The sequence below is a fragment of the Bacillus cereus group sp. MYBK216-1 genome (genome assembly GCF_051916495.1).
GTDB classification, from domain to species: domain Bacteria; phylum Bacillota; class Bacilli; order Bacillales; family Bacillaceae_G; genus Bacillus_A; species Bacillus_A thuringiensis_K.
Map to the genome: position 1 here is coordinate 155,033 of NZ_JBQAGT010000006.1, position 13,735 is coordinate 168,767.

Sequence of the window (13,735 nt, forward strand, 5' to 3'; positions counted from 1 at the left end):
CCCTCATTTATAGTTGCGATTTGATTGAAAAGGATAAATTTTAATAATCAGTTTTAGGAAGAGTATAGAATATCCAGACAAACAAACAAATACTCAATCCGATAATTACAAATATATCGGTTATGCTTAACGATAAGCTAGCTATCTTTGTAGGCAAGCTATATATGGGCAACGCCATAATTGCCTCTTTTAATATAGAAGACAGGCCAGGAATATTTAAAATCGCTCCTATGATACTTGGTATAAGTACAATTGTAAAGAATGCAATTATAAGAAGATTCATAGGCTTTTTATAGAAAATAGAAATTAATAAAAATAAAAGTGTGTAAAAAATCCCGAATAAAAAATAATGGAATAATGTGTTGCAAACGATTTGAAAATTGAATCCTTGATGATTTAATATATCATTTATCCAGAGCAAGGATATACATCCGATGCCAAATAGAATTGATATAACAGTTATAATGATTAACCTTGTATAAAGGAACAGATGTCTATTCTGTTTATTCGTAAAAATTAATTGTATAGTTCCATAATATAAATCTATAGAAACGATTTTTACACAAAATATAGCTAATGCAAGAACAGCGATGGTTGAGTAGAGACCAGAAACATTATGGGCATGAAATGGACCATCTAAGGAATAAATAGAATAGACTATTCCCCCCCCGAAAATAAAAGATGCAATAATAGCTAGATAAAGGTATACAGTACTTATATTCCTAAGTAGTTCCAGCCTAATATAGCTTGAAAAGTTCATATTACTCAGCTCCTATATTTTTAAAGTAAAAGTCTTCTAAAGTATCTTTTTTTACATTTATACCTTGAGGATAAATGCTTTTTTCTCCTAACTTTTCTAACAATATGTTTAAATCTTTATCGGTAGTCAATGAAACTGTATTTAATGTCTTTTCTACTAATCCGAAATAGGATAAAATCTTATTTGCCTCGATAATTGTTTCTTGATTAAAAGTAAATTTAATAGTCTTTTCAGGAGTAATTGAGCTAGAATATTCATCTATAATCTGCCCCTTGTTAATTAGATAAACCCGATCGCTAATATCCGCTACATCATCTAAAATATGACTAGATAAGAGAACTCCTATATTTTTTTTCTTTGTTACCCCTTTTATATATTTTAAGATACTTTTAATACCATTAGGATCCATTCCATTAGTTGGTTCATCTAATATTAAATAATTTGGATTGTTTAACAATGCTAAAGCAATTCCCAGTCTTTGCTTCATTCCTAAGGAATAATCCTTTACCTTTTTAGATAAATAATTCTCCATTTGAAGAGAATGTATAATTTCTTCAATATTATTATCTTTATCACTATATAGCTCACTAAAGTATTTCAAATTATAGTAACCATTTTTATTAGGAAAATATTTTGGTTTTTCAATTAAGCTACCTAATTGAGTATATTCTTCTTGAGAAAACTTAATTTCACCACTATATTGTACAATGAGCCCTGAGATGATTTTCATTAATGTAGTTTTCCCTGCCCCGTTAGGGCCAACTAACCCAACTATTTCACCATTTTTAATGTTCATGTTTATAGAGTCTAAGACTCTTTCTCTTTTATTAAAGCTTTTTGATAGATTAGTAATTTCAATGCTCACAAGATATCTTCCCTTCATATAATAATTACTTAAATGTCTAAAGATAATATACATGGGATTTTATTATTCTTATATCTGAGTAAAGTATAAGCGATTCCAAATTTCCCGAGCATAAAGTTGTTAATAGGTAAAGAGTTTTTTATCCCAGATTGATATCCAAACTTAGTAAGGTTATCGATATAATTAGAAAATGTGGAATCAATAAAATGTCTTAAAGTTTCGCATTTTTTATATTTGTTGATTTCTATTAAAATATCTAAGTTACCAAATACTCCATGACATAAGCTACTATCATGATAATCAGAAAATCCATCTTGAAGGGTCTTACGAATGCCACATGTTAAATCTTTGTTTAATAAATTATTTATGCCTAGGTATTGTATTGTTTTCATTCTAGCTAATGAAATACCTGGGGCTCCATGACACCAGTATACTGATTCAGTATTAATAAATTCTCTTAAGTCTGTCCAGTTATTATCAGTAGAATTAAAATGAAGATTTTCTTGTTTAAGGACTTTATAAACTTCAGTACTAATTTTGGCATCATTATTTATTTCATATAATGATGCCAAGGATAATGAAATGCCAGCACGCCCGTGAGCAAGGCCATTTAAGAATTCTGTTTTCTCTTTATAAATGGAAATCATTAATTCAGCGAACTCATGTGCTTTTTTATAGAAAATTTCATCCCCATATGCTCTGTAACAATTTGTTAGAAATACTATCATTCCAGATAACCCACCAATAAAATCTATGTTTAGATCTTTTTTGTATGTTATATTTAAATTTTTTACACCATCTAGTAATTTATTGTAGTACTCAGATTTTTGTGTAGTATTATAAAATCTCGCATATAAATAAAGGTAGGATCCAAGTCCATGAAAGATTGAGTAAGAATCTATTTTACTTAGATCTACGTCAGTAACCAATCCTTTAAGGCCCATTTCAGCATATTGTAAATATTTCTTATTATCACTATAAGAAGCTAATTCCAGTAAGAAAATAAGTAATCCTGCACCATCATATAGGGAATAATTAAGAGGACCTATATAAACTTTTTCGTTATCTGTTACTTCATGTATCATCCATGTACAAGTATCTTTATAGATAATGGCTGTATCAATTAATTCATTTCCAACTTCTTTTAAAATACTATCAATTTCTGTATTTTGAAAACCTAGAACTTGATTTCCGTGAATATTTGCAAGACTACCACCTCCATCAGTGACCATTGACATTTTTATGTAGTATACTTGCTTTTCTTTATCTTTTTTATCCATATTTTTCAATCTGTTAAGAACTAAATCGATAGGTCTGTCTTGAAAATAATCTTTTATCACACTCACTTCATTGCAGTGAAGATTTTTACTTATTAGCGGCTGAGTAAAATAAGGAATATCATGGTTAAATAAAGCTAATATTTCTGATTCAGCTTGTTTTATTTCTGTAAAGGAAGTACCTCTTTTGAATTTGTTAAATAGCATATTTACTGTTTCTGTTTTGCGAAGGTAAGTAGGATGCGTAGAAGCATCTAAAAACTTTGCATATACACTTGTAGCCCTTGGGATATGTCTTACATGAATTTTATTTACTAAATTTGAGTGGCATATTTCTGTAATTTTATGTTTGTTTTTTAAAATACTATCATATCCATGTGAAAATCCATTCTCAATACTGTTGAGAAAATCAAAAGGATTAGCTACTTTATTATGTAACATGACTTTATTATTTTTTTTATTTAGTGGAGATGGCTGCTTTATTAGTCGAATATTATCTGTCCCTGCATCTTCTATAACATAAGATAACCAAATGTTTGATTCGGCTTCTTTAGTAGATAATGCAGAAATATCTACGTCAAATGGTGAAAATTTATAGTTTACTGGTAGAATCATTGTTCCTAAGACGGAGTCAGTTATAGATTCTAAGAAAGTATACATTAAAGATTCTTTTTCTTCATCGGAGTGAATTTTTTTATTAGCGACTATAGTTTCCAAATCAAGTATAAAAGGATATTCTCCAGAGGCCATAATATTTTCATAATGGATATCATCAGTTTTAAGAAGATAAAAAACGGATAAGTATATTCCCATTCTATAATAATAATTTGAAATTTCTTCTTTGTTAGTACATGGTTTGTGAGATATGAAACCTTGCCATCCATAATCATCTACAGTAAATAGCGGGATTTCTGGTATATCAATATTAATATCCTCTTTCAAAACGTTTAAAATATCACAAAACCATTGGTCAGTATATAAATTATGAGGTTTATATACTAATTTTCCACTATTAGTTTGAAGAATGGTTACTGATTTACCTTGATTATGCGAATCTCCATGGCTAAACTCAATACCATGTATAGTGTGAATTTGATTGTCTATATGTTGTTGTAATTTAGATTTGTCATTTGAAAAGCTTTCAAAAATATTTTTAATTAATTGTATTTTGAAGTTGATTTTTTTGTTTATTAATTTGTTTAAATGTTCGTATTTATCTAATATCATTGTAATATAATTAGAATCCTTTAATAATTGTATATAATTTTTGAAGTGGTGGTCTTGGGTATTTGTTTCAGTGCTCTCCTTAGTTAAATGGAATTCATATAATAAAGTTCTGAATGAAATTCTATTCAATTCATATAATAAAGATTTTATGATATCGTTTAGAATTATTTCTTTTTCATTTATTTGTTCACTGTATGTATTGAGTAAGTCTTCAATTGTATCTTCGAGATTCAATAATATTGGTCTATAAAAATCTCCAAAAGTAGTCTCGTATTCTTTTATGTGTTTTTCCACGGTTCTTTTGTACACAGTTTTTCCTCCTAATAAATAGATTGTTTCGATTTTTGAATCGAAACAATCTATTTTATTACTTATTACTTATTGCATGATTTTGAACATGCAGATGTTGGACATGGAGATTGAGCAGTTACAGCAGTGACAGCACTGATAGCAGTAACAATTGCTGGAGTTCCTGCACCGCTACTTTCTCCTGAGAGATGTTCTTCAAGTTCTGATTCAGGAATAAGCCCTGTGATTTTTTCTAATTTTTGTTCTTTTAGCATTATTCATCATTTCCTTTCAAAGTTAAAATAGAATAGGTTAATACATAAATTATCGGTACAATTTTTATGTATCTAAGCTATTTATTGCATGATTTTGAACATGCAGATGTTGGACATGGAGATTGAGCAGTTACAGCAGTGACGGCACTGATAGCAGTAACAATTGCTGGAGTTCCTGCACCGCTACTTTCTCCTGAAAGATGTTCTTCAAGTTCTGATTCAGGGATAAGCCCTGTGATTTTTTCTAATTTTTGTTCTTTTAACATATGTTTCACCTCCTTTCAAGTACGAGAGGATTAATTAATCCATAGAATATTAGTTTTTATTTTATTCACTTTATTAATTAAAGCTAGACCAGCACCGGTAATACCAATCATTAAGCTAAATGAATATGAATGCCTAATTGTATTTTTACTAACTATTTCTTTTAGATATTGTTGGTGTAAACATTCAAATGTTAATTCGACCTGTGAAGAGAGAACAGAATCATTTAATTGATTGGCGCATCTCTCAAGTATAGATAAAGTACCCAAATCACCATGACAATAAGTGATGTTATTACCTAAGGCTTTATCTTTTGTACTATTTATAGCAATTCTGACATAAGTATCATCTATTTCTATTCCGCACTCCATACAAATTAAGAAAGAGAGTAGTATACCAGGAGCTCCATGACACCAACCATTACTAATATCATTATTTTGATTGCTGTTATACCAGTTTTGTTGAACTGGAGAATAGAAATTATTTAATTTATCTCTTAATTCTACAGCGATATTTTTGTATATTGGTTTTTTTGTATTCTTGTATAATAATGCATAGCATGACATAATTCCTGCTATGCCATGAGAGAAACCAGCGTAAATTTTCCCTTGATCTTTAAATACGGGATGTTGATGTAAATGTTTTTCTAGTTCGATAGAAAGGCGAATTAAGTGATTTTTATTCTTAGTAACATGACAATTAGCTGCAATATTTAATAACATGTGAATTGTACCTGTTACGCCACCTATAACATCAAAAGTTTTATCCTTTATGACAAAACTTTTCAATTTATCAATATTATCAAAAAATAAATTTTCAAGTTCAGTATTTCCTAGTAAAATACCGGTCTTATAAAGAGCATAAAGATAACCGGAGGTTCCAGAGAATACTCCTAAAGGGAAAGGTAGTTGGCTATTTTCTTCTAATTCTGTTATAAATTTTCTTATGGGTTCAATTGCCTTATAAGCGGCATCCTTGTATTTCATTTCACCTGTACATGAATATAATTGAGCTAGAAATATTGAAATTCCAGCGTTTCCACTATATAAATCTAAACTTACGAGACCTGGAGACCAGATGTTTTCTTGTTCTCCTTCCAGAGAGGGAGCAATCCAATATCCATTTTCATCCGCGGTAATCATTTCATTAATTAAATGATCGCCGATATTCTTAGCACTTTTCAGATAGGAATGATAATTTATCGTATATTTTGGGTGATTAGATTTTTCTTGTACAAATGAGATTTTAGTACAATCTTCGTGCCCTTTACGTTTATTTAAAAATGACGTTTCAATTAATTTTAGTTGTTTGGAAAGATCCGTTAAGGATAAATTGTTTATCTTTGTTAAACAACGTTCTAAAGGAGTATCATTTAATATGTCCCCGATATCATCACCATTAGAATTATAGATGTTTTTTGTGTTAGTTATTGCAGAAAAATATGGAACATCCATATTTAATAAATCATTATATTCGTGTTTTAAGAAAGGGTGTCCCGATTTAAATCCATCTAAACCAACTCTATGGAATAGTAATTTCTTATAAAAAGAATTTTTACTAAAGATAGGGTATGTTGACATGTCTAATAATTTTGAATAAAACATAGTGCTCTTATTGATGAATCGAATTCTTTTACCAGTAAATAATTGTTGAATTTTACTTACTAATTCTTCTTTATTTTCAATAGCCCATTCATACATGCTTTTGAATCCATCTTGAATGTCTTGAATATAATCATAAGCTTCTAATGTTGTACCATTTAAAACAGGATTATTATGTTTTGGTTCTAATTCTAAATTTCTTAAAGAGAAATCCATGCTTTCTAAATTTTTGTTGTTTAATATCACTGATTTATAGGGAGATATTTGTTTCTTATTAAAACTCACACCGCCTAAATCTGCATATAAATCAGTACCATCAATGGATCTGGTTATTTCTGTTGGCAGAAGTGCAATACTATTTACAGATGTGTGTAAAAATTCTTGAGCCTTTTGAAAACTGCTGTCAAATTCCTCAAAATAATGATTAGGTTTTGGAACAAATAAAGACTCTAAATCGATTAATATTGGATTTTCCCTGTGTGCAATAATATTTTCATAATGGATATCATTTGCATTTAAAATATATAGTATGGCTAGGTACTGCCCAGTCTTTTTGTAAAATTCATTAATTTGCTTTTCTTCAGTACATTCTTTTTGTGAAATGAATTCCATCCACCCATCTGAACTACTAGAAAAAAAGTTAACAGTATTAAATTCAGTTATTCTCTTTGTATTTAGAAACTTCAAAAAATCTTGGAATGCTTGATCCACCTCTAAATTTCTTGGCTTATACATAATTCGTGAATCATCTGAAAAATGAAGTGTACAAACTGTTTTTCCATCTTGATGAGTATCTCCCATTCCTACATCAATAAGAGTAAGTTTTGCATCATTATTTATATGAAATTGATTTAATAGGTTATTCCATTCAGCTTGTGTTCTATGTAAAATGGCTAAAATATTTTTTAAAGTTCTGTTTATGATGATACGTAAGGTGCTTGATAATTGTTGATTATCCTCCAATAAATATTCTATATATTCATCATTTTTTAATAAAACATCATGAAAGTATGCGAACCGCGCTTCTTCTGTTTTTCCAATTAATAATTGTTCATTTTTTAATGTTTTTAATTCATCAATTAAAGTTTTATATGACAGTTCCCATATTCTTGAGATTAGCTGATCGGCAACATTTGTTGTGAAATAGGTATAATCATTTATAATCTTAATTTTCTTTAAATCTTTGAAAAAGAGATTTAAAGGATCGATAACGATAGATTTACAAAATGAACCAAAAGGTAAATCTGATGAAATACCTATATCAATTACATCTTCAGTATTTAGTTTATGAGATTTAAATTTAAATTTATTTTCACTATCATTTTTACTTTGCTTATAGAGTTCATCTATAGTAGTAGATGAAACCCTATAAATTAAATCTTCTAGTTCTTCTTTACTTTGTAATTCAGGATACAACTGCATACAATTGTTCAATTCGTTTTGTTTATTGATTATAGGCATAATCACTTACTCCTTTTTTATTATATAAGTGATAATAGAAGCCACCTTGATTCATTAATTCATGATGAGTCCCAGTCTCTATGATATTCCCACCATCAATAACATATATTTTGTCGGCGTCTATAATAGTTGAAAGTCGATGAGCTATAATAATTACTGTACACTTAATCTTTTTAAAATACTCCATAATATTAAACTCATTCTCTTGATCCAATGAGCTTGTTGCCTCATCTAAAATTAATATTCGTGGTTTATTAATGAGAGCTCTAGCTAAAGAAATACGCTGACGTTGACCACCTGATAAGTTCAAGCCCATATCGCTTATTACCGTGTTATACTGCATAGGCATGTTTTCGATTTCTTTATCAATCATTGCAAGTTTTGCTGCCTCTTGCACATCCTCTAATGTGAATTTTTCATTTCCCATTGTTATATTTTCAAAGATGCTTTTATTGAATAACATAATATCTTGTGGAACAATACCTATTTGTTTATGTAATATGCTTTGATCAATGGAATTGATATTCAGACCATCTATGTAGATATTTCCTTTGGTATGTTTATATAGTCCAACTATGATTTTTGCTAATGTACTTTTTCCAGAACCGGATTTCCCAACAATGGCAATTTTTTCACCACTATTAATAGATAAGTTAATATTTTTGATAATATCATTGCTCATATTTGTATATGAAAAATAAACATCTTCTAACTCTATATTTCCATTAACTTCGAAATTTTTAATGAGATTATTAGAAGACTCTATTTTGGTTCCGGTAATGTCACTCACTCTTCTTAAATAAGATGAAGTCAAAATAAGCTGTGTATAGGCAGAAAATACCGAACTAGATTGATTAAATAGCATTGTTGTAATAGTTTGAATAGCCACAATTTCACCTAGTGTCAATGCATTATTTTGGTATAAAATTATACCTGTTACTAAGATTATGACAGGAGCTATAAGTTGAAAGTTACCAGATAAAGAGTTTATTATATTTTGCAACTGAGAACGGTATTTAAATTTCTCTAAACTTTTCTTATAGCTAAGTTCCCACTTAGAAAAAAATTTATTTTCTAACCCTGCAATTTTAATAAATAAACTAGAAAATAGAATTTCAGTCAGGATAGCCTGACTTTTACTTTGCTCAACGAGTTCATTGTCTACTGCTGCAGCAACTTTGGCTCTACTTAAACTTAAAATTAAAAAGTTAAAAAATAATAATCCTAAACTGATAAGTGTAATTGTGTATGATTTTGAAGACAAATAAATTAGAATAACAAACATCATACCTAAATCAACGATTCCTGGTATTAAACTACTAGAAATTAAATCCCTTACTCCAATAAGACTATTCAGTCTATACAATAAATCACCTGGAGACCTTAAATCGAAAAATTTAAATGGTAATCGTAATAAATGACGGAATGTGTTCCCCATAAGCTTTTCACTTAAAAAGATGTTCAGTTTAATAATAAGAGATCCTCTTGTAATTGATAGGGTTAGGTGCAATATAGATATAAGTATGAGACTTAAAATAATCCTAGAAAAATCATTAAATACTGACCCGAGTAAAGCACCATCTATAATTTTTTGCGTGAGGTATGGAATAATTAAATTGAGTAGTAAAACGGTTATTGTTGTTAAAATAATGAATATAGTTAAAGATAGTTTGTTTATGACTAATTGTTTTATTCCCTCCCAAGGCTTTACTTCTTCAGCAAATTGTGGCTTAAAGTCATTACTTGGGACTACCTCTAGAACCAAATGTGAAAAACTATTTAAAAACTCATCGGTGGTAAGTTTTCGTTTACCTTCAGCGGGATCAATAATTTTAATCTTTTTGTCCGAAATCTCTTCTAAAACGACAAAATGTTTGTTTTCCCAAAAGATTATTGCAGGGAGTTGAAGTTTTTTAAGTCCCCTAATATCAGCTTTGTAAATTTTTGAGATAAAACCTTTCTTCAAAAACAAGTGTTTTAATTGACTAAGGCTTAACCCATCTCTTCCAACCTCAAATTCATTTCTTAAGTTGAAAATAGTTTCTCGACTGCCATAATAATTTAATATCATGTTACTACAGCATAATCCACATTCAGTTTGTTGGAGTTGTAAAACAACTGGAATTTTTTTCATTTTATTTTAATAGAAACCTTTCTTAGTAGATAATGAGAGTAATAAAAATTATTACTCTCATTTTTTAATTAACCTCTACAATTATTCACACATTCAACTGTGTAAGTACAAACCTTTCCTTTATTACCAAATGTTTCACTGATAATGATAGAAGTTGAAGTAGCTGTAGTATTCCATGTGTTTATACCACCCATAGCTGAGTGTTCTTCAACTTCTTCTAATAAAGTATCAGGTAATTCTAAGTTTTCTTTAACTTTTTTTCTGTTTTTAATAATATCAAGCACAATAATCCCTCATTTCTTATTTTTATAATATTTATTTGTGTAGATATCCGTATAGCTATATGTAAGAGTGTCAAATGCAGGTTCATACTAAACTATTATTTAACAAATACTGATCGCAAATTAAAAACATGTTTAAAGCATTTTTTATAGTAATATAAAATAAATTGCGCTCTTCGAATATTCATATTAACTAACGTTTATCTACAATTAAATCTTAACATTATTAACCATGGAAAAAAAAGGGTTTTAAAAAATTAATTTTTCTGTTAAACTAGTTTAGTTATATTTATATATTTCGATTTTTTTGAATTTATCGGATTGTGAAAAATACTTTAAATGAGAAGTGGTTAATATATATGACTTTTTAGTTTGTTTTAGTGTTATTTTCCTGAAATTGTATATTAATAATTTCGTGGTTTATGAATTTACTGAAGGGCACTTGGAGCAAAGGGATACAGATTTAAAATATAAACATGATATGACTAAATCATATATGTAGCAAAAAACATAAAGTATTTTTATTTTTTATACTATTTAAATAATACACTGTTCTTATTAACTCAACAATGATACACTTATTTTATACAAAGGAGGGATAATATGCCAAATACAGGAGTGATTAAGGCCGTTTGGAAGTATATATTTAATAGATAAGGTTCTGGTGCAAATATTACATTTATTTGAAAGGGGTATATAGATCCCTAGATGTAGCTATGAACTAATGTGTCAGATATGACGATGAGTCACAGGAATTCATTATTAGATTTATTAAAGTCTTCCTTTTGAAGCATATACAAAAAGGAAACCTTTATGGCTTCCTTTTTGTTTTGTGAATTTATAACACCTATATTTTATTGAATTTTGATATAAAAATATAAGAATATTTTGAGCTAATAATTGTATTTATTAGACACAAAAACACCCTTTAAAGGCGTAGTTTCAAGGTGATTATAATCAATAATTTAAATATTCCACGTTTTATTTATCAATTAAATTGTGAATATAGATATAATTTTAGGTGGTGAGTAGTTAATATTGAATCGATAGATTCATACAAAAATTCCAATTAATTATTTTGCACAATATACTTTTAAACGATATCTATATCATAATAAATTGAGAAAAATTTAAGTATAGGTAAATAAAGAAGAATGTAGGATTCTTATATAAATAGACATATCTATATTTATGAATAATATATACATACAAAATTAAATTGTAGTTCTCTTCAACTATTACACCTAAAAACAGCAACTTATTTACTAGGTCTATTTTTGTTCGTTGTGTTCGTTTGTTTAGCGAAGTCGCAAAACGAGTTCAATAAAGCAATTAATCTAGTTAATTGCTTTTTCGATTCATAACCGTATTTTTATTTTCTGTACAATACTTAGAATCTCGCAAAGATGAATTCGAATAATGCAAGTGGTATATAGATGAACCGTAACTTTAATATCGCTTATCTTTCCTTAACAATAAATAAGACGCTAAACCAATCACAGTAGGCCTACGATAATCGCTATTACATGTTTATAACTACATTCAAGTGTCCAATTTTTTCAATAAAAAGAGAGCATTCATAGCAGGAGATGCCCTTAATGGGAAAAGAAGCGTTAACTGATGATTAAATAGAATACGTTGATTGTCCTAGATTTCAATATATGCTTGTCCTTATCAAAAGGTTCAATAAAATAGGAACCTTATTCAGGTGCCACATAAAGTGTAGGGGTACTAGTTGTATGTCAGAAAAGCCTTTCTGTATAATTATATGATGCTTGGCCTTCATTATGCCTAAATTAACCTCTAAATACGTTTATTGTGTAATTTCTATACAACAAAAAAAAGCAACCGTTTTGGATACTTTACCTTTAAATATAAGTCCCAAACCAATATTTATGGCTCTGTTGCAAAATTTTAAAGAGCAAGCTAAACATTTGCAACAGAACCCTTCGTGTTCAGTAAATGTTGACAAGTCCAATTCTTTTAAGGGTCATCTAACGGTATTGCATTAACAATTTCCTCACTCAAATCAAATATGTTAATTAAAATTCGTTTCTTTTCTAGATTCGTTACTATTTCCTCAACTGTAATATTACCATCTTCATTTAAATGAAAAAGTTTATTTCGACTAAGTGTAACAGCCTTTTTCCCAATGTTTTTACGAATAAATAAACTATTATTAAATGGGCTATAGTTTCGAGTATTTTCCCAACGCTCCTGTAAATATGAAAATTCGACATTATCAATCTCTAACCTACAGGTAAGTTCTTTCTCACTGTGACCCGTTCGAAATACAATATCCCACAAATCATTAAAATTCGGATATATCTTAATTGTAAAAGGTAGAGGTCCTCCGATTGAAGGACGTTCTTGAGATAAAGGGACAATATCTTCAATCATTAAAATACCATCTACCAAATATTGTTGATCTTCAATTGTAACAATGACCGTGCCATGACTTGGACCATTTTCTGGTGGAGTAAGCCCTACCATCGACCCTGCCGCAGCGCGCACATCATATCCTAAAATTTTTATCAGACTGTATAAACCGATTGAATGTCCCCAACATGTCCCTCCCGTTGAATGTTCTAAAAAATTCGAAAAGAATTCTGAAGGATTTCCAATTGGTAATGGACCTGACATTTGATTTCCAAAATAAATCCTTTTATGTATATTATCTTGCGGAACATTTTTGCACCATGACTGATAAAGCATTCTCAGATTATCTTCACTATTTTTAGGCCATTGTTGAAACCCCAATTTACTAATAACAGCTTCTATCAGCTCCAAACTTACACCAAATCCCAAGCATATTTCTTCAACTTTGTGAATATCCTTTTTTAGTAGATTCACTGTATCAACTCCATAATATATTTTGAACATTTTATGAAAATCTATAGTGTAGCTATCCTCTTTTAAATAGAAAATAATGCATTAATTTAACATGTTCATACTATTGGGGACTAATGCTCTTTCTCTAGTATGAAAACATGTTCATTTTATGCAAATATTTTCACGTTAATAAGTAGTTTCCTTAATTTTTTGTATACAGCTATCATAATCGTATTCATATAAAAAATTAGTTTGGATCTATTTTTTGTTTAAAGATGTTCTAATTTCTTTATTTACATTGTTTTGAATGCATACTTTTGTTTTTGGTTCTGAGGGGGTCAGGGGATTTTAGATAAATTCAATATTTTAGAAAAATCGAAATCAAACTAATTGCTAAAAGTTTACTTTCATTATTTATAAAAAAAACGAAGTCTATAAAGAGACTTCGTATCGAAAAATAGATACTTAGG

General features: G+C 28.9%; 9 protein-coding genes. All 9 read right to left on the bottom strand.

Annotation, left to right across the window (positions count from 1 at the left end):
- Window positions 1-40: 40 nt before the first annotated feature.
- The 9 genes from ACTFRH_RS21685 to ACTFRH_RS21725 all read right to left on the bottom strand — a co-directional run bounded on the left by ACTFRH_RS21685 (window position 41) and on the right by ACTFRH_RS21725 (window position 13,286).
- Window positions 41-760 (bottom strand): ABC transporter permease, encoded by a 720-nt coding sequence (locus ACTFRH_RS21685; RefSeq protein WP_001011814.1) that lies wholly within the window; start codon window positions 758-760, stop codon window positions 41-43.
- 1 nt (window position 761) lies between these two features.
- Complete coding sequence (locus ACTFRH_RS21690; protein ID WP_157464238.1) at window positions 762-1,625, bottom strand: ABC transporter ATP-binding protein; 864 nt, start codon at window positions 1,623-1,625, stop codon at window positions 762-764.
- A gap of 29 nt (window positions 1,626-1,654) precedes the next feature.
- Window positions 1,655-4,438, bottom strand: a complete 2,784-nt coding sequence (locus ACTFRH_RS21695) for a type 2 lanthipeptide synthetase LanM family protein (RefSeq protein ID WP_003301854.1) — start codon at window positions 4,436-4,438, stop codon at window positions 1,655-1,657.
- Between the two features lie 65 nt (window positions 4,439-4,503).
- Window positions 4,504-4,692, bottom strand: a complete 189-nt coding sequence (locus ACTFRH_RS21700) for a class II lanthipeptide, LchA2/BrtA2 family (protein WP_000910756.1) — start codon at window positions 4,690-4,692, stop codon at window positions 4,504-4,506.
- 77 nt (window positions 4,693-4,769) lie between these two features.
- Window positions 4,770-4,958, bottom strand: coding sequence for a class II lanthipeptide, LchA2/BrtA2 family (locus tag ACTFRH_RS21705; RefSeq protein WP_000910756.1), 189 nt, complete (start codon window positions 4,956-4,958; stop codon window positions 4,770-4,772).
- A gap of 30 nt (window positions 4,959-4,988) precedes the next feature.
- Window positions 4,989-8,018 carry a type 2 lanthipeptide synthetase LanM family protein gene (locus ACTFRH_RS21710; RefSeq protein ID WP_001121607.1) on the bottom strand — a complete coding sequence of 1,010 codons (3,030 nt, stop codon included), beginning with the start codon at window positions 8,016-8,018 and terminating at the stop codon, window positions 4,989-4,991.
- Window positions 8,002-10,152: a peptidase domain-containing ABC transporter gene (locus tag ACTFRH_RS21715; RefSeq protein WP_000723763.1), complete on the bottom strand. Its 2,151-nt coding sequence runs from the start codon at window positions 10,150-10,152 to the stop codon at window positions 8,002-8,004. Before ACTFRH_RS21715 ends, ACTFRH_RS21710 begins: the two co-directional genes overlap by 17 nt.
- A gap of 68 nt (window positions 10,153-10,220) precedes the next feature.
- Entirely contained in the window at window positions 10,221-10,436 is a 216-nt protein-coding gene (locus tag ACTFRH_RS21720) for a plantaricin C family lantibiotic (RefSeq protein ID WP_000884148.1), read from the bottom strand.
- A gap of 1,980 nt (window positions 10,437-12,416) precedes the next feature.
- A complete protein-coding gene (locus ACTFRH_RS21725; protein WP_137026973.1) occupies window positions 12,417-13,286 on the bottom strand; it encodes an arylamine N-acetyltransferase in 870 nt (289 codons plus the stop codon).
- Window positions 13,287-13,735: the final 449 nt, after the last annotated feature.

Excerpts from the sequence above, each read along its gene's own strand:
- ACTFRH_RS21705 (WP_000910756.1), bottom strand. The coding sequence starts at position 4,958 with ATGTTAAAAGAACAAAAATTAGAAAAAATCACAGGGCTTATCCCTGAA.
- ACTFRH_RS21685 (WP_001011814.1), bottom strand. The coding sequence starts at position 760 with ATGAACTTTTCAAGCTATATTAGGCTGGAACTACTTAGGAATATAAGT.
- ACTFRH_RS21715 (WP_000723763.1), bottom strand. The coding sequence starts at position 10,152 with ATGAAAAAAATTCCAGTTGTTTTACAACTCCAACAAACTGAATGTGGA.
- ACTFRH_RS21710 (WP_001121607.1), bottom strand. The coding sequence starts at position 8,018 with ATGCCTATAATCAATAAACAAAACGAATTGAACAATTGTATGCAGTTG.
- ACTFRH_RS21700 (WP_000910756.1), bottom strand. The coding sequence starts at position 4,692 with ATGCTAAAAGAACAAAAATTAGAAAAAATCACAGGGCTTATTCCTGAA.